The sequence below is a fragment of the Microcystis sp. M083S1 genome (genome assembly GCF_020246405.1).
Taxonomy (GTDB): domain Bacteria; phylum Cyanobacteriota; class Cyanobacteriia; order Cyanobacteriales; family Microcystaceae; genus Microcystis; species Microcystis aeruginosa_C.
The window spans coordinates 1-14711 of the sequence record NZ_JADBTB010000086.1; the positions used below are offsets into that span (position 1 = coordinate 1).

At 48.3% G+C, this 14711-nt stretch carries 24 protein-coding genes and 2 pseudogenes; 22 read left to right on the forward strand and 4 right to left on the reverse strand.

All coding sequences use genetic code 11. The features are described 5' to 3' along the window. Together IM450_RS08585 and IM450_RS08590 are read right to left on the reverse strand one after the other, a co-directional pair. Positions 1-186, reverse strand: a pseudogene (locus tag IM450_RS08585) (transposase); the annotation flags it as partial. 1 nt (position 187) lies between these two features. Continuing rightward, positions 188-727, reverse strand: a pseudogene (locus IM450_RS08590) (IS607 family transposase); the annotation flags it as partial. A 241-nt stretch (positions 728-968) separates the two neighbouring features. On the opposite strand from IM450_RS08590, the gene IM450_RS08595 reads away from it, so the two are divergent. Next, entirely contained in the window at positions 969-1271 is a 303-nt protein-coding gene (locus IM450_RS08595) for a YkvA family protein (protein ID WP_002801910.1), read from the forward strand. 103 nt (positions 1272-1374) lie between these two features. On the opposite strand, the gene IM450_RS08600 is transcribed toward IM450_RS08595, so the two are convergent. Beyond that, the gene (locus tag IM450_RS08600; RefSeq protein WP_287666427.1) at positions 1375-2034 is read right to left on the reverse strand and encodes a phosphoribosyltransferase; all 660 of its coding nucleotides are present in this window, start codon (positions 2032-2034) and stop codon (positions 1375-1377) included. Positions 2035-2232: 198 nt separating this feature from the next. On the opposite strand from IM450_RS08600, the gene IM450_RS08605 reads away from it, so the two are divergent. The 21 genes from IM450_RS08605 (at position 2233) to secY (ending at position 14423) form a co-directional block, all read left to right on the forward strand. Further along, entirely contained in the window at positions 2233-2718 is a 486-nt protein-coding gene (locus IM450_RS08605) for a DUF4079 domain-containing protein (protein WP_287658867.1), read from the forward strand. A 188-nt stretch (positions 2719-2906) separates the two neighbouring features. Then, positions 2907-3245, forward strand: a complete 339-nt coding sequence (locus IM450_RS08610) for a P-II family nitrogen regulator (RefSeq protein ID WP_002801914.1) — start codon at positions 2907-2909, stop codon at positions 3243-3245. Between the two features lie 608 nt (positions 3246-3853). Continuing rightward, positions 3854-4492 (forward strand): 50S ribosomal protein L3, encoded by a 639-nt coding sequence (gene rplC / locus IM450_RS08615; protein WP_002734589.1) that lies wholly within the window; start codon positions 3854-3856, stop codon positions 4490-4492. A gap of 20 nt (positions 4493-4512) precedes the next feature. After that, positions 4513-5145 carry a 50S ribosomal protein L4 gene (gene rplD / locus IM450_RS08620; protein ID WP_002801915.1) on the forward strand — a complete coding sequence of 211 codons (633 nt, stop codon included), beginning with the start codon at positions 4513-4515 and terminating at the stop codon, positions 5143-5145. Next, on the forward strand, positions 5135-5440 hold the full coding sequence (locus tag IM450_RS08625) for a 50S ribosomal protein L23 (RefSeq protein WP_002801916.1): 306 nt from the start codon (positions 5135-5137) through the stop codon (positions 5438-5440). Before rplD ends, IM450_RS08625 begins: the two co-directional genes overlap by 11 nt. Before the next feature lie 33 nt (positions 5441-5473). Further along, positions 5474-6307 (forward strand): 50S ribosomal protein L2, encoded by an 834-nt coding sequence (gene rplB / locus IM450_RS08630; protein WP_002746601.1) that lies wholly within the window; start codon positions 5474-5476, stop codon positions 6305-6307. Between the two features lie 30 nt (positions 6308-6337). Next, positions 6338-6619 carry a 30S ribosomal protein S19 gene (rpsS, locus tag IM450_RS08635; protein ID WP_002753908.1) on the forward strand — a complete coding sequence of 94 codons (282 nt, stop codon included), beginning with the start codon at positions 6338-6340 and terminating at the stop codon, positions 6617-6619. A gap of 90 nt (positions 6620-6709) precedes the next feature. Then, the gene (gene rplV, locus IM450_RS08640) at positions 6710-7069 is read left to right on the forward strand and encodes a 50S ribosomal protein L22 (RefSeq protein ID WP_002746605.1); all 360 of its coding nucleotides are present in this window, start codon (positions 6710-6712) and stop codon (positions 7067-7069) included. Between the two features lie 22 nt (positions 7070-7091). After that, positions 7092-7820: a 30S ribosomal protein S3 gene (gene rpsC / locus IM450_RS08645; RefSeq protein WP_002801919.1), complete on the forward strand. Its 729-nt coding sequence runs from the start codon at positions 7092-7094 to the stop codon at positions 7818-7820. A gap of 30 nt (positions 7821-7850) precedes the next feature. Then, a complete protein-coding gene (rplP, locus tag IM450_RS08650) occupies positions 7851-8270 on the forward strand; it encodes a 50S ribosomal protein L16 (RefSeq protein ID WP_002780088.1) in 420 nt (139 codons plus the stop codon). Further along, positions 8270-8488, forward strand: a complete 219-nt coding sequence (gene rpmC / locus IM450_RS08655; RefSeq protein ID WP_002801921.1) for a 50S ribosomal protein L29 — start codon at positions 8270-8272, stop codon at positions 8486-8488. Before rplP ends, rpmC begins: the two co-directional genes overlap by 1 nt. Before the next feature lie 6 nt (positions 8489-8494). Then, positions 8495-8737 carry a 30S ribosomal protein S17 gene (gene rpsQ / locus IM450_RS08660; RefSeq protein WP_002801923.1) on the forward strand — a complete coding sequence of 81 codons (243 nt, stop codon included), beginning with the start codon at positions 8495-8497 and terminating at the stop codon, positions 8735-8737. A gap of 20 nt (positions 8738-8757) precedes the next feature. Next, positions 8758-9126, forward strand: coding sequence for a 50S ribosomal protein L14 (gene rplN, locus IM450_RS08665; RefSeq protein ID WP_002732358.1), 369 nt, complete (start codon positions 8758-8760; stop codon positions 9124-9126). 73 nt (positions 9127-9199) lie between these two features. Next, entirely contained in the window at positions 9200-9553 is a 354-nt protein-coding gene (gene rplX / locus IM450_RS08670; protein ID WP_002801924.1) for a 50S ribosomal protein L24, read from the forward strand. A 54-nt stretch (positions 9554-9607) separates the two neighbouring features. Further along, positions 9608-10147, forward strand: coding sequence for a 50S ribosomal protein L5 (rplE, locus tag IM450_RS08675; protein WP_002801925.1), 540 nt, complete (start codon positions 9608-9610; stop codon positions 10145-10147). 216 nt (positions 10148-10363) lie between these two features. After that, positions 10364-10765 carry a 30S ribosomal protein S8 gene (gene rpsH / locus IM450_RS08680; protein WP_002734721.1) on the forward strand — a complete coding sequence of 134 codons (402 nt, stop codon included), beginning with the start codon at positions 10364-10366 and terminating at the stop codon, positions 10763-10765. 104 nt (positions 10766-10869) lie between these two features. Further along, positions 10870-11439 (forward strand): 50S ribosomal protein L6, encoded by a 570-nt coding sequence (gene rplF, locus IM450_RS08685; RefSeq protein WP_287666424.1) that lies wholly within the window; start codon positions 10870-10872, stop codon positions 11437-11439. Positions 11440-11442: 3 nt separating this feature from the next. Next, positions 11443-11805: a 50S ribosomal protein L18 gene (gene rplR, locus IM450_RS08690; RefSeq protein WP_002753900.1), complete on the forward strand. Its 363-nt coding sequence runs from the start codon at positions 11443-11445 to the stop codon at positions 11803-11805. A gap of 26 nt (positions 11806-11831) precedes the next feature. Then, a complete protein-coding gene (rpsE, locus tag IM450_RS08695) occupies positions 11832-12353 on the forward strand; it encodes a 30S ribosomal protein S5 (protein ID WP_002757584.1) in 522 nt (173 codons plus the stop codon). A 10-nt stretch (positions 12354-12363) separates the two neighbouring features. Then, a complete protein-coding gene (rplO, locus tag IM450_RS08700; RefSeq protein WP_002780095.1) occupies positions 12364-12807 on the forward strand; it encodes a 50S ribosomal protein L15 in 444 nt (147 codons plus the stop codon). Between the two features lie 296 nt (positions 12808-13103). Continuing rightward, positions 13104-14423, forward strand: a complete 1320-nt coding sequence (gene secY / locus IM450_RS08705) for a preprotein translocase subunit SecY (protein ID WP_002801926.1) — start codon at positions 13104-13106, stop codon at positions 14421-14423. 112 nt (positions 14424-14535) lie between these two features. Here the strand turns inward: secY and IM450_RS08710 are convergent. Beyond that, positions 14536-14711, reverse strand: a 176-nt coding sequence (locus IM450_RS08710; protein WP_287720618.1) for a zinc ribbon domain-containing protein, incomplete at its 5' end; no start/stop codon positions are given.

A 14711-nucleotide genomic window follows, 5' to 3' on the forward strand; every position in this document is an offset into this window, starting at 1 on the left:
CTGTTCTGTCTCTTTCATGAGAGAGGCCATCTGATTATAGGTCAAATAGCCATGACCATAAATGAAGTTTTGTCGGATTAAATAATTGGCTGAGTTGTAGAGATTTTTAGACTGCCAAGATAAATTATCTATCTCAGCCCAGAATCGATGTCCTTTCTTGATAATGTGTCTTTCTGCTACTAACATATTATCCGTTGTCTTTTAACTCAGCTATAATCTTTTCTGTCTTTCTTTTCGACCTTCTTAATCCGTAAATTCGAGAACAAAAAGAGGTTATAATCGCTATTAAATCTGACATCAACTCATCTTGGTTATCCTCACTTTCATTGACAATCTCCAGTTTTTTATCTAGTTCTTTTAACAAGATTTCTAGATAATTAGTCCCAAATCTGGCTAGACGCTCTTTGTGTTCAACAATTAAAACATTATAATTGGGGTCAACGAGAATTTTGGCTAATTGTTGGCGATTATCGTTTAATCCACTGCCTACTTCTTTGACAACTTTGTAGATTTTGTAGCCTCTGGCAACAGCATAATCTTTTAATCGGTCAGCTTGTCTATCTAGATTGTCTTTATCTTCGGCACTGGAAACTCTTGCATAAATGCAAGCTATCAAGTCGGGTTTTGAAGGGTTGTCATCCGTTATGATAATTGTACCAGAAGGCAATTGATAACCTGTTAAATTCCCTTGTTTCCACCACCTCCAAGCCGTTCGATAACTTATTCCTGTTTTTTTTGCCTAGTCCGATAGTTTTGTCTGTACATATTACCATGAATGACTATATATGACCATATTTGTATTGAAACTTTACAATACTTCAGGCTCATCCCTAAAGGTGAATTTTCTTCTGGGCTTTTTTAGTGGATAATTAGCGGGGATAACCCTACATAATGGGTGTAAAACCGCACTATCGGCCCCAGTGGCAACCTGACAAAATTAAATTATCTCAGTCAAAGAGGACAAATCAATGAAACCGATTGTTGAATCTTTTTACAACTGGTACAGCAGCAAAATTACTCACCCTAAATATCGTTGGATTATCATTCTGGGAACTATGGTTTATCTGTTTAGTCCCCTCGATATTTCCCCTGACATTTTCCCGATTATTGGTTGGATCGATGATGGTATTGTCCTCACCCTTTTAACCACGGAATTATCGCGATTAGTTCTTGATTATCGCAATCGCCGTCCGGGGGGAGTAAATAATCAAACCGAAGTTTCTTCCCCAACCAATGCCGTTGATACCGATGCTGTAGAAGTCAGAAGTTAGAATTCGGAAGTCTCAATTCTGACTTCTGACTTCAGGAGATTGCTGTTATTTACTCTCCCCACTTCCCCACTTCCCCACTCCCCAATTCATAATTCATAATTCCCTAAACTGGAATCAAAGAACTATCGACGGTGGACAAAAGTGTTTGCACCTCCTCATCGCTGGTTTGGGAAAAGTCCTCGTACCAAAGAGAAATCGATCTCAATTCGTAGGGTTTATGTAGGCAAATTACTCGATCGACTAATTTTTCTAATTGATCACAAACTTCCGGTGGGGCAATAGGAACAGCAATAATAATAGCAGCGGGATTTTCAGCCTTAAGGGTCAGAATCGCCGCTTTAATCGTTGCTCCCGTAGCGATCCCATCATCTACTAGAATAATCGTTTTTCCCGTCAGGTCCGGAAAGGGTCGCTCACCTCGATACAAGCGATTGCGTCGCTCTAATTCGATCATTTCTTCCTTTGCTACCCGTTCCATCATCGCCTCCGATAGGTGCAAGTCTTCAACGATACTTTCATTGATTACCCGCACACCATTCTGACCGATCGCCCCAAAAGCTAACTCTTTTCGCTCCGGTACACCTAATTTTCGCACTAAACACAGATCTAGCGGTAAATGTAACCTTTGGGCAATTTCAAAGGCGATCGGAACCCCCCCCCGGGGCAAAGCCAAAACTAGCGCCCTAGCACTATTGGTATATTCTGTCAAGTAACTAGCTAATAGTCTCCCTGCCGATCGCCGATCTTTGAGCAGATAAGTCATAACTCCCTCCTAGGGGTTAATCCCCGTGGGGATCCCTAGTTTCCCCTGCCTTTATTCTATATTTCTCCGCTCATCTCTAGCGGAAATGTTAAGAAATTTAGCGAAGGCTTGACATTTTTTCAGCTAACCGCAGTTTTTCTAGGCCAGAGATCGGCTAAAATCTTAGGCCAGAGGGTTTTGTAAAGTTAGGTAACAAAGATGAATCAAAGTTTAAGTGATGCGCTAGAGCCGATCGCCGCTGCCTTTCGCGGTCTCGGAACTCCCGAACCGATCGTTCATTGGGGACATCCAGTCATGATGGGGATCGTGGTTTTAGTTATGGGTAGTTATACTGCCTATGCCGGTTGGCAAAGCCGTTTAAGCAAAGATGGGGACGTAGTGGCCAAAAATCGGGCTGATCACCGCAAACTCGCCCCCTGGCTGTTTTTATTTATCGCTCTCGGTTACACCGGCGGTATTTTATCCCTAGTCATGCAGAAACATCCAATCCTCGAAAGCAGCCATTTCTGGACAGGATCGATCGCCATCGGTTTATTAGCTTTCAATGGATTATTGTCCCTCACTGGCTTCGCTGGCGAGAAAAAAGAACTTTTCCGGACTATTCACGCTTATATCGGCAGTATTGCCCTGATTTTACTGCTAGTTCACGGTGTTTTCGGTCTTCAGTTGGGATTATCTCTCTAGTTGGTTTATTTATGGCTGCGGGTGGGCCAATTCCCACCCGGAAGTTTTTCACCGCAGAAGACTGTGGCCAAGGACAATAATTGAAGAAATTATGACTTTAAGCACTATTCTTGGGATTCCGAGTTTAGAATTAACAGGTAATTTACCCAGAAAGTAAAGTATCGTCACGCAACGAGGAGATAGATATTTTGAAGAAAGTAGAAGCGATTATCCGACCCTTTAAACTTGAAGAGGTGAAAATCGCCCTAGTTAACGCGGGCATTGTCGGCATGACCGTCTCCGAAGTTAGAGGTTTCGGTCGTCAGAAAGGTCAATCGGAACGTTATCGCGGTTCCGAGTATACCGTCGAATTTCTCCAAAAACTCAAGATCGAGATCGTCGTCGAAGATAAGCAGGTCGATATGGTCGTCGATAAGCTGATTTCTGCGGCGCGTACTGGTGAAATCGGAGACGGTAAAATCTTTATCTCCCCCGTGGAACAGATCGTCCGCATCCGTACCGGAGAAAAAAATCTCGAAGCGATTTAACCCCCCGACAAGGGATGATAGCACAATGCTGTCATCCCCCCCCCATTGAAAGTGTTTCCCGTCAAGAAGTGTAACCTAATTTGGTATCGACCACCGACGACCGATTCCCCAAAACGGAAACTTTGTACCTCAACATTAAGATAACTACTATAATTGAATCTATTGGCTCGGTCTGCCCCCATCGCTGCTGAAGACCGCCGAACGGGATAAATAATTTGACCAGACTAGATATGATCATTTTCGGTGACTAAAAAAACCTCTTGCCTAAAAAGTCACAAATATTATATAATGTTTGATTGTGGCCAAAATCGGGGTTAGGTGGTGCTGAAGGCACTGCCGAGCAGAACCGCCTTGGTCGCTCGGTCTTCGCCTGGATACTGAAGATAAACCCTTTAAGTCCTGAAGAAACAAAGACCAGCAACAATCTAGGCAGAACCAGCAAACCTGTCTAGTCCTACTTACGAATTTAACGGGATGCCAGCTTAAATAACTCGAAAAAAGTCATTCAAGTTGGGCAGGCTGATAAAGCGGGAAAGATTTTTCTCGCTCCTATAGCCACGGCCACGTTATTTTTGATTGTCGTCTAGTAAAGATAAAGAGAACAATCCGTGTCTATCGGTATCCTCGGTACAAAACTGGGCATGACCCAAATCTTCGACAACAAAACGGGAGTCGCCATTCCCGTCACCGTCGTTCAAGCCGGTCCGTGTCCCGTCACCCAAGTCAAAACTAAAAAAACCGACGGTTATGAATCCATCCAAGTGGGATACAAAACCGTCAAAGAAAAAGCCCTCAACAAACCGCTACTCGGTCATTTAGCCAAAGCCGGTGTCTCCCCCCTGCGGCATTTAATCGAATACCGTCTTGAGGACGCATCCGCTTACACTTTAGGCCAAGAAATTACCGCCGCTATCTTCCAAGAAGGCGATTTGGTCGATGTGGCTGGAACCACCATCGGACGGGGTTTCTCCGGCTATCAAAAACGCCATAACTTCAAGCGCGGTAACATGACCCACGGTTCCAAAAACCACCGTCTCCCCGGTTCCACCGGCGCTGGTACTACCCCCGGTCGGGTCTTCCCGGGTAAGAGAATGGCTGGACAATACGGAGCCACCCAAGTGACCATCCGCAAACTGTCCGTGGTCAAAATCGATAGCGAACGCAACCTGATCCTGATCAAAGGAGCCGTCCCGGGCAAACCAGGAACCCTGTTAAACATCACCCCCGCCAAGAAATTTGGTAAATAGGGCAAGGAAAGATTAAAGCCATGGTTAACTACACAGTCAAAAATTGGCAAGGGGAAGAAGCGGGAACAGGCACCCTGGAACTGAAAACCGCTAAACCCGAAACCGCCAAACACCTAATTCACCGCGTCGTCGTCAGCCATCTAGCGGCGGCCCGCCAAGGTAACGCCTCCAGCAAAACCCGCTCGGAAGTGCGCGGCGGTGGTCGCAAACCCTGGCGGCAAAAAGGCACCGGTCGTGCCAGAGCCGGTTCGATCCGTTCTCCCCTCTGGCGTGGTGGCGGTGTCATCTTCGGACCCAAACCCAGAGATTTTGAGGTTAAGGTCAATCGCAAAGAGAAAAGATTAGCCCTGAGAACCGCTTTGATCAGCCAGTCCGATAACTTTATCGTGGTGGAAAGCTTCGCCGAACAATTCTCCCAACCCAAAACCAAGGAACTCACCGCTGCCTTAAGTCGCTGGGGAGCCAGTCCAGAGGAAAAAATTCTGCTGATTTTGACGGAAATTCCCGAAAATGTCTATTTATCGGGACGTAATATCTGCAATCTCAAAATTATTCGCGCCGATAGTCTCAACGTCTATGATGTCATCCTAGCCGATCGAGTTATCGCCACCGCCGCAGCCCTAGCCAAAATTGAGGAGGTCTATGGTGCTTAAAACCGAAGCCAGACAACTCGCCGATCTGATCCTAAAGCCGATCGTGACCGAGAAAGCCACCCTGCTCCTAGAACAAAATAAATACGTCTTCGATGTCGCATTGAAAGCGACCAAGCCGGAAATTCAAGCGGCGATCGAATTGCTGTTTGACGTGAAAGTAACGAAAGTGAACACCAGCCGCCCCTCTCGTCAGAAAAAACGCGTCGGCCGTTTCCTCGGTTACAAACCCCAATACAAACGCGCGATCGTGACCCTGGCGGAAGGCGACTCGATCACCCTCTATCCCGACGTATAAAAACCAAGAAACCCGACAACGGAAAACTAAACTATGGGTATTCGTTCTTTTAGACCTTTAACCCCCGGGACAAGGCAGGCGGCCATCTCCGACTTTAAAGAGATCACCAAAACCGAACCGGAAAAGTCCCTGACTCATCGCAAACACAGCAAACAGGGGCGTAATAATCGCGGTGTCGTTACCAGTCGTCACCGGGGCGGCGGCCATAAACGCCTCTACCGGATTATCGATTTTCGTCGCGATAAACGGGATATTCCCGCCACAGTAGCGGCGATCGAGTACGATCCTAACCGTAACGCCCGCATTGCCCTGCTTTTCTACAAAGACGGGGAAAAACGCTACATCATCGCCCCCGCCGGTTTAGGCGTTGGTGATACCGTCATCGCCGGAGAAAACGCTCCCTTCGAGGTCGGTAATGCCCTACCCTTAAGTCGCATCCCCCTAGGGACAGAAGTTCATAACATCGAACTCGTCCCCGGTCGCGGTGGTCAAATGGTGCGGGCTGCTGGTGGTTTCGCCCAAGTGGTAGCGAAAGAAGGCGATTATGTTACCATCCGCCTCCCCTCCAAGGAAGTACGCATGATCCGGCGTGAATGCTACGCCACCATCGGAAAAGTCGGTAACGCCGAAGCTAGAAACATCAGTCTCGGTAAAGCCGGCCGTACCCGTCACCGCGGTCAACGGCCTCATGTTCGGGGTAGCGTCATGAACCCAGTGGATCACCCGCACGGAGGTGGAGAGGGTCGCGCTCCGATTGGACGTTCCGGTCCGATGACTCCCTGGGGTAAACCCGCCCTCGGTCGCAAAACTCGCAACAAGAAAAAACGCAGTAGCGATCTCATCGTGCGCCGTCGTAACCAGGGTTAGAAATTATTACTTTACTTTTGACTGAAAATTATGGGTCGTTCACTGAAAAAGGGGCCATTTGTCGCTGGCCACCTGATGGAAAAAATCGAAAAACTCAACGCCCAGGGCAGTAAACAAGTGATTAAAACTTGGTCCCGGGCCTCGACAATCATTCCCGATATGGTCGGTCACACGATCGCCGTTCACAACGGCAAACAGCACGTTCCCGTCTATGTTTCCGAGCAGATGGTCGGTCATAAACTCGGTGAATTCGCTCCCACCCGCACCTTCCGCGGCCACGCCAAGAGCGACAAAAAAGCAGGACGGAAATAAATCAGCCGCTACTCCATCAGCTAGATAGTCGTGACCATAAATCATCGAGACTGATAACTGATAACTGATAACTGATAACTGATAACTGAAATGACCATCGATACCTCTAACGAAGTCAAAGCGATCGCCCGCTATATTCGGATGTCACCCCTGAAAGTCAGACGGGTACTCGATCAGATCCGCGGTCGCTCCTATCGGGAAGCCCTAATTATTCTCGAATTCATGCCCTACCGGGCCTGTGACCCGATTCTGAAAGTCCTGCGTTCCGCCGTTGCCAACGCCGAAAATAACGAAGGACTCGATCCCGCCACTTTGGTAGTTAGCCAAGCCTTTGCCGATGGCGGACCGACCCTAAAACGTTTTCGACCTCGGGCTCAAGGGCGCGCCTACCAAATTCGCAAACCCACCTGTCATATCACCGTCGCCGTCGCTCCTAGCAACAAAGACTAATCACCTTAACTAAAAAACCACAATGGGACAAAAAATCCATCCCCTCGGTTTTCGTCTCGGCGTTATCAAAGATCATAAATCTTGCTGGTATGCCGACGCGAAACGTTACCCCGAATTAGTGCAAGAAGATCGCCGCATTCGCCAGTACGTCGAAAAAAACCTCGCTAATGCCGGTATCGCCGATATTCGCATCGAACGCAAGGCCGATCAAGTAGATATCTCCATCCACACCGCCCGCCCTGGGGTCGTCGTCGGTCGTGGTGGCACGGGAATCGAACAGCTGCGCCTAGGTTTGCAAAAAGCCCTCGGTGGCCAGCGTCAAATTCGCATTAACGTCATCGAAGTGGCTCGCGTTGATGCCGATGCCAACCTGATCGCCGAATACATCGCCCAACAACTAGAAAGACGGGTTTCCTTCCGTCGTGTGGTCCGCCAGGCCATCCAACGGGCGCAGAGGGCCGAAGTGAAAGGGATCAAAATTCAAGTTAGCGGTCGTCTCAACGGCGCGGAAATCGCTCGCACCGAATGGGTGCGGGAAGGACGAGTTCCCCTCCATACCCTGCGGGCCGATATCGATTACTCCTATAAAACCGCCAGCACCATCTACGGGATTCTAGGCGTGAAAGTTTGGATCTTTAAGGGCGAAATTATCCCCGGCCAAGAAGAAATTGCCGCCGCCGTTCCCGCTCAAGCACCGCGCCGTCAACAGCGTCGCCGTCAACAGTTTGAAGATCGCTCTAGTGAGGGCTGATCCCTAATATTTATCAGTGGTAAATAGCTCATGTTAAGTCCCAAAAGAACAAAATTCCGCAAACAACAGCGCGGACGGATGCGCGGGCTGGCCACCGGCGGAAATACGATTAATTTCGGCGATTTCGCCCTGCAAGCCACCGAACCCTGTTGGATTACTTCCCGTCAAATCGAAGCGGCCAGACGGGCAATGACTCGTTATATCCGTCGGGGTGGCAAAATCTGGATTCGCGTTTTTCCCGATAAACCCGTGACCCAAAGGGCAGCAGAAACTCGGATGGGTTCCGGGAAAGGTTCCCCCGAATTCTGGGTAGCCGTGGTTAAACCGGGGTTCATTATGTTTGAAATTGCCGGGGTAGCCGAACCGATAGCCCGGGAAGCAATGCGCCTAGCCGCCCAAAAATTACCGATTAAGACCAAATTTATCACTCGCGAGGAGGATTTCGTCTAATGGCTTTACCGAAAATCGCCGAAGTGAGGAAGATGAGCGATGAGGAAATCGCCGACGCTGTCCTCGATGCCAAAAAGAAACTGTTTGAATTGCGTTTGCAACAGGCCACCCGTCGCTTGGAAAAAACCCACGAATTTAAACACACCCGCCACCGTCTCGGCCAATTATTGACCGTAGAACGGGAGCGCCAACTAGCCCAGTCCACCCCGGAGGCATAACCCGCTATGGCAGTTAAAGAAAGAGTTGGGGTAGTAGTCAGCGACAAAATGGATAAAACCGTAGTGGTAGCCATTGAAAACCGCTCTCCTCACCCCAAATACGGCAAAATCGTCGTGAAAACCCAGAAATTTAAAGCTCACGACGAAGAAAATCAAGCCAAACAAGGCGATCGAGTTCGTATTCGTGAAACCCGCCCCCTCAGTAAAACCAAACGTTGGCAAGTGGCGGAAATATTAACCGATAATTAAATTTCACCTAGGTAAAAACCGTGATTCAACAACAAACCTACTTAAATGTCGCTGATAATAGCGGGGCGCGGAAACTAATGTGTCTGCGGGTGCTGGGAACAGGTAACTGTACCTACGGTGGCATCGGTGACAAAATTATCGCCGTGGTTAAGGACGCTATCCCCAATATGCCCGTGAAAAAATCCGATGTGGTCACTGCGGTGATTGTGCGGACCCGTCAAACCGTCCGTCGCGATAGCGGTATGAGCATCCGTTTTGATGATAACGCCGCCGTGATTATTAATAATGACGGTAATCCCAAAGGTACGCGGGTTTTTGGTCCGGTCGCTCGGGAATTGCGCGATAAAAACTACACCAAAATTGTTTCCTTAGCCCCAGAAGTTCTCTGATCAAAGTGAAAAGTACTAAGGCAATTGGCTGATGGCTAGTCTAAAACTTTTCACACTTTGAGGTCAAAAAAAAATGAGTAAGAAAAACAGTCAAACCTCACCCCAAAAGCAAAAAATGCACGTTAAAAAAGGGGATGTCGTTCAAGTAATCGCCGGTTCCGATAAGGGCAAAGTGGGCGAAATTTTACGGGCCCTACCCCAAGAAAGTACCGTGGTGGTCAAGGGAGTTAATATCCGCACCAAACACACTAAACCCCAACAGGAAGGGGAATCGGGTCAAATCGTTACCTACGAAGCACCGATTCACAGTTCCAAAGTGATGCTCTATTCCGAGAAGAAAAAAATCGCCAGTCGGGTGGGTTATACCTTTACCGAAGACGGTCGGAAAGTGCGGATACTGAAGAAAACTGGCGAAATTATTGATTAGTTTCCCATCAATTCTAGTTCCTGACCAAGCCCAGGAAAAGCAAGCAGCAAAACTATGAGCCAAAAACTAAAAACCACCTATCAAGAAACCATTGTTCCGAAACTGAAAGAACAATTTGGTTATACCAATATCCACCAAGTACCTAAAGTTATCAAAATTACTGTTAACCGCGGTCTTGGGGAAGCTTCACAAAATGCCAAAGCTTTGGAGTCTTCCAAGGAGGAACTGTCCACCATCACCGGACAACAACCGGTAGTGACTAGGGCAAAAAAAGCGATCGCTGGCTTCAAAATTCGCGAAGGAATGCCCGTGGGAGTCATGGTGACATTACGCGGCGATCGAATGTACGCTTTTTTAGACCGTCTAATTAATCTGGCCCTACCACGCATTCGCGACTTTCGCGGTATCAGCGGTAACAGTTTTGATGGTCGTGGTAACTACAGTTTAGGCATTCGTGAACAGTTGATCTTCCCCGAAATTGAATACGACAAAATCGATCAAATTCGCGGGATGGACATCTCAATCATCACCACCGCTAAAACCGACGAAGAAGGACGCGCCCTCCTCAAAGAGATGGGAATGCCCTTTAGATAAATCAATCAAGAGAAAAGTAAACAGTGACCGGTAAATAAGTGAACAGTAAACAGTAAACAGTAAACAGTCAACAGTGAACAGTAAACAGTGATTCAGTGAAAAGACAGCAGGAAACTGCTATTTAATACTACTCACTTAATACTCAAATCTGATAACTGACCCACTGATAACTGACCACTGATGTTGATCCCAATTTAGGAGAAAAACAGGTAATTCATGTCTGCTAACGATACCATCTCGGATATGCTGACCCGCATCCGTAACGCTTGCGCGGTTCGGCAGACCACTACTCAAATTCCCACCACGCGGATGACGCGCAGTATTGCTCAAGTTCTCAAAGACGAAGGCTTTATTGCTGACTTTGAGGAAGTGGGTGAGGGGATTAAATCTCAATTAGTTCTTTCCCTCAAATATAAAGGCAAAAACCGTCAACCGATCATTACTACCCTCACCAGAGTCAGTAAACCGGGCCTGCGAGTTTATTCCAACAGTAAAGACTTACCTCGCGTCCTCGGTGGCATTGGCATCGCCATTGTTTCTACCTCTAAAGGTATTATGACCGATCGCGAAGCGCGTAAACAAAACGTTGGCGGCGAAGTCCTTTGCTACATCTGGTAAACAAGGATAAGCTATCAGCCGTCAGCCTTTCCAAGTTTAAACCCGATAGCTGACCCACTGATAACTCTTCCCTGATAACTGATAACTCTTCCCTGATAACTGTTATGTCTCGTATTGGCAAACGCCCGATTCCTATTCCCAATAAAGTCACCGTCGATATCGATGGTGCTACCCTGACGGTGAAAGGGCCCAAAGGAACTCTCCAGAGAACCCTACCCACCGCCGTCGCCATCGACAAAGATGGCGAAACCCTGCTCGTTACCCGTCAAGACGATTCCCGTACCGCCAGAGAACGCCACGGACTCTGTAGAACTCTAGTGGCCAACATGGTGGAAGGAGTCGCTACCGGCTTTCAAAAACGCCTCGATATCCAAGGGGTGGGCTACCGCGCCCAGGCGCAGGGTAGTAAATTAGTTCTTAATGTTGGTTACAGTAAACCCGTGGAGATGGAGATGCCCGATGGTGTTTCCGTCGCCGTAGAAAACAACACCCAAGTTATCGTCAGTGGCATCGACAAAGAAGCCGTCGGTAACATTGCCGCTAAAATCCGCGAAGTTCGTCCCCCCGAACCTTATAAAGGAAAAGGGATTCGCTATCTTGGTGAAGTTGTCCGTCGCAAAGTTGGTAAAGCTGGCGGTAAAGGCGCTAAAGGCGGTAAAGGAGGTAAAAAATAAACCATGAAACTTAGTCGCAAAGAATCAGTCCGTCGTCGTCACCAGCGTGTGCGTCGCAAAATTAATGGCACTGCTGAACGGCCGCGTTTATCCGTATTTCGTTCTAATAACCACATCTACGCCCAAATTATCGACGACGTAGCCCAACACACCCTCGCTGCCGCTTCTACCCTAGAGGCCACCTTGCGCGGGGAATTGGAATCCACCGCTACCCAAGAAGCCTCGGCTGCCGTGGGTAAACTGGTGGCCCAACGGGCCCTAGACAAAGGCATTGAACAAGTGGTTTTTGATCGCGGTGGCAATCTCTATCACGGTCGCGTCAAAGCCTTAGCAGAAGCGGCTCGGTCAGCCGGCTTAAACTTCTAAAATATCCTTTCAACACTGATAAAACTATGGCAAAACGTCGCAAAGGCAACCGCGAAAAAGAAAAAGAAACCACTTGGCAAGAGCGGGTCATCCAGATCCGCCGGGTTAGTAAAGTGGTTAAGGGTGGTAAAAAACTCAGCTTCCGGGCCATCGTCGTGGTCGGTAATGAAAACGGCCAGGTGGGAGTGGGAGTCGGCAAAGCAGGGGACGTTATCGGGGCCGTCCGTAAAGGCGTGGCCGATGGCAAAAAACAACTAATTGAAGTTTCCTTAACTAAAGCTAGTTCCATCACTCACCTCACCCGGGGGGCTTCCGGTGGCGCTCAGGTGCTTATGCGTCCGGCTGCCCCGGGGACTGGGGTTATTGCCGGGGGTGCTGTCCGTACCGTTTTAGAATTAGCCGGGGTGAAAAATATCCTCGCTAAACAACTCGGTAGCGATAACCCCCTCAATAACGCTAGAGCCGCCGTTAACGCCCTGGAAACTCTCCGTACTTTCTCGGAAGTGGCCAAAGATCGAGGCGTATCTGTAGAACATTTGTACACCTAGAGAAATCACCATGAAACTCCACGAAATCGCCCCCCAACCGGGGTCCACTAAACGCCGTCGTCGTGTGGGACGGGGTGTCTCGGCCGGCCAGGGTGCTAGTTGCGGCCTGGGAATGCGCGGACAAAAATCTCGCTCCGGGACGGGGACCCGCCCCGGTTTTGAGGGGGGACAAATGCCCCTCTATCGTCGGGTTCCGAAATTAAAGCATTTTCCTTTGGTTAACCCCCGTCAATACACGATTGTTAATCTGAGAAAATTGGCTTCTTTACCCGCTAATACGGAAGTTACCCTAGAAAGTCTCCTAAAAGCTAAAATTCTCACCAGCAATGACGGCCCTTTAAAAGTTTTAGGTGATGGTGAAATTACCGTTCCCCTCAAGGTGAAGGCCGCCGCTTTTAGCAATAGTGCTAAAGAGAAAATTACCGCCGCTCAAGGTACTTGGGAAGAAATTTAACGGAGACAGGAGACAGGAGATAAAAGGCAAAAGGCAAAAGGCAAAAGGCAAAAGGCAAAAGGTAAAGGGCAGCTTTGTTCTCCCTACACCCTACACCCCACACCCCACACCCCACACCCTACACCCTACACCCCACACCCTACACCCCACACCCTACACCCCACACCCTAACACCCAATCCCCAAGACCGGATTGCTATATCATAAGAAAGACAGGGGAAATCTTAAAAAAATCGAGAAAGTTTTCCCCCTCGATTACTTTTTCCCATAAAAAAACTGCACTAGAGGTAACTGTTAATGGTCGTCAGTCGTGATAAGGCTCCCACGGCACAGGAAACGTTTATGCAAATGGCACAAGCGGCCGGTTTACGCGGTCGCTTGTTGATTACATTGGGTTTACTGGTTCTGCTCCGTTTTGGGATGTTTGTACCGATACCCGGTTTGGATCGGGCAAGATTAGCAGAAATTATTCAAAGTAACGCCGCTTTGGGAATCCTTGACCTGTTCACCGGGGGAGGATTATCGACGTTGGGGATTTTTGCCCTCGGCATTCTTCCCTATATCAACGCCTCAATTATCGTGCAACTGCTCACCGCTGCCCTTCCTTCTTTGGAAGATTTACAGAAAAATGAAGGAGAAGCAGGACGGCGAAAAATTGCCCAAATTACCCGTTATATTGCCTTTGGTTGGTCAATTATTCAAAGTATCGGCATTACTCTCGGTTTATTGGTGGCTAACGGCGTTGTGGCCGGAACTTTACCCTCGATCGCTGCTACGGTTCTCGCTTTAGTGGCGGGTTCTATGTTCGTGATGTGGATTTCGGAACTGATTACGGAACGCGGTCTGGGAAATGGAGCATCTTTGCTGATTTTTGTCAACATTGTCGCTGTTTTACCGAAAACCCTCGGTGATACGATTACTTTTGCTCAACAGGGTGGCCGACAAGCGATCGCTCAAGTGGTGATTCTCTTGCTGGTTTTCTTGGTGATGATTATCGGCATTGTTTTTGTTCAGGAAGGAACCCGTCGGATTCCGATTGTTTCTGCCCGTCGTCAGGTGGGTCGTCGTCTCTATCGGGAAAGAACCAGTTATCTACCCCTACGACTCAATCAAGGGGGCGTGATGCCGATTATTTTCGCCTCGGCAGTGTTGGTCTTACCTTTCCAATTGGTGCAAGCTTTACCCACGGATAACCCGGTCGGTCAGGTTTTAGTTCAGTTGGTTAATGCTCTGCGTCCCGATAGTTGGGGTTATGTGGCTTTTTATAGCTTACTAATTCTCGGTTTTAGTTTCTTCTACGCTTCCCTGATCGTTAACCCCAAGGATATGTCCCAAAACCTGAAGAAAATGGGGACCAGTATTCCGGGGATTCGACCGGGGACCGCTACTACTAATTATCTGGAAGGGGTGCTGAATCGTCTCACCCTTTTGGGCGCTCTCTTTTTAAGTTTGGTGGCTACTGTGCCGACTGTAGTAGAAAGCGCCACCGGTGTCACCACTTTTCGCGGTTTGGGGGCAACTTCCCTGTTAATTCTGGTGGGGGTGGCGATCGATACCGCCAAACAAATTCAAACCTATGTCATCTCTCAACGCTATGAGGGCATGATTAAACAGTAGTTAGATAGTCAGCCAGTGACCTTTTAGCGGTTACTGGTTATTTTTTCCCTTAAAACCCTATATTTAATCCTTGACATCCTCGCCGCCGTAAACGGACGGTGATTCCCAAACCTCACGATTTAGGTTTCTGCTTCTTTCCCGAAGGATTTTTCGCACCTGCCTTAACAGATTTACTCTGTTCTGGTCTTATGGTCGCTCTACAGACTGACACCGCAAGTCCTGCGGCCAAAATATTTTTACTAGCGTTAATATCTCGGTCATGGTGAGTCCCACAGTCTGGACAGTCCC

Excerpts from the sequence above, each read along its gene's own strand:
- rplV (WP_002746605.1), top strand. The coding sequence starts at position 6,710 with ATGACCATCGATACCTCTAACGAAGTCAAAGCGATCGCCCGCTATATT.
- rpsS (WP_002753908.1), top strand. The coding sequence starts at position 6,338 with ATGGGTCGTTCACTGAAAAAGGGGCCATTTGTCGCTGGCCACCTGATG.
- rplE (WP_002801925.1), top strand. The coding sequence starts at position 9,608 with ATGAGCCAAAAACTAAAAACCACCTATCAAGAAACCATTGTTCCGAAA.
- IM450_RS08600 (WP_287666427.1), bottom strand. The coding sequence starts at position 2,034 with ATGACTTATCTGCTCAAAGATCGGCGATCGGCAGGGAGACTATTAGCT.
- rplO (WP_002780095.1), top strand. The coding sequence starts at position 12,364 with ATGAAACTCCACGAAATCGCCCCCCAACCGGGGTCCACTAAACGCCGT.
- IM450_RS08605 (WP_287658867.1), top strand. The coding sequence starts at position 2,233 with ATGAATCAAAGTTTAAGTGATGCGCTAGAGCCGATCGCCGCTGCCTTT.
- secY (WP_002801926.1), top strand. The coding sequence starts at position 13,104 with ATGGTCGTCAGTCGTGATAAGGCTCCCACGGCACAGGAAACGTTTATG.
- rplB (WP_002746601.1), top strand. The coding sequence starts at position 5,474 with ATGGGTATTCGTTCTTTTAGACCTTTAACCCCCGGGACAAGGCAGGCG.
- rpsH (WP_002734721.1), top strand. The coding sequence starts at position 10,364 with ATGTCTGCTAACGATACCATCTCGGATATGCTGACCCGCATCCGTAAC.
- rplX (WP_002801924.1), top strand. The coding sequence starts at position 9,200 with ATGAGTAAGAAAAACAGTCAAACCTCACCCCAAAAGCAAAAAATGCAC.
- rpsQ (WP_002801923.1), top strand. The coding sequence starts at position 8,495 with ATGGCAGTTAAAGAAAGAGTTGGGGTAGTAGTCAGCGACAAAATGGAT.
- rplD (WP_002801915.1), top strand. The coding sequence starts at position 4,513 with ATGGTTAACTACACAGTCAAAAATTGGCAAGGGGAAGAAGCGGGAACA.
- IM450_RS08595 (WP_002801910.1), top strand. The coding sequence starts at position 969 with ATGAAACCGATTGTTGAATCTTTTTACAACTGGTACAGCAGCAAAATT.
- rpmC (WP_002801921.1), top strand. The coding sequence starts at position 8,270 with ATGGCTTTACCGAAAATCGCCGAAGTGAGGAAGATGAGCGATGAGGAA.
- rplP (WP_002780088.1), top strand. The coding sequence starts at position 7,851 with ATGTTAAGTCCCAAAAGAACAAAATTCCGCAAACAACAGCGCGGACGG.
- IM450_RS08625 (WP_002801916.1), top strand. The coding sequence starts at position 5,135 with ATGGTGCTTAAAACCGAAGCCAGACAACTCGCCGATCTGATCCTAAAG.
- rplR (WP_002753900.1), top strand. The coding sequence starts at position 11,443 with ATGAAACTTAGTCGCAAAGAATCAGTCCGTCGTCGTCACCAGCGTGTG.
- rplF (WP_287666424.1), top strand. The coding sequence starts at position 10,870 with ATGTCTCGTATTGGCAAACGCCCGATTCCTATTCCCAATAAAGTCACC.
- rpsE (WP_002757584.1), top strand. The coding sequence starts at position 11,832 with ATGGCAAAACGTCGCAAAGGCAACCGCGAAAAAGAAAAAGAAACCACT.
- rpsC (WP_002801919.1), top strand. The coding sequence starts at position 7,092 with ATGGGACAAAAAATCCATCCCCTCGGTTTTCGTCTCGGCGTTATCAAA.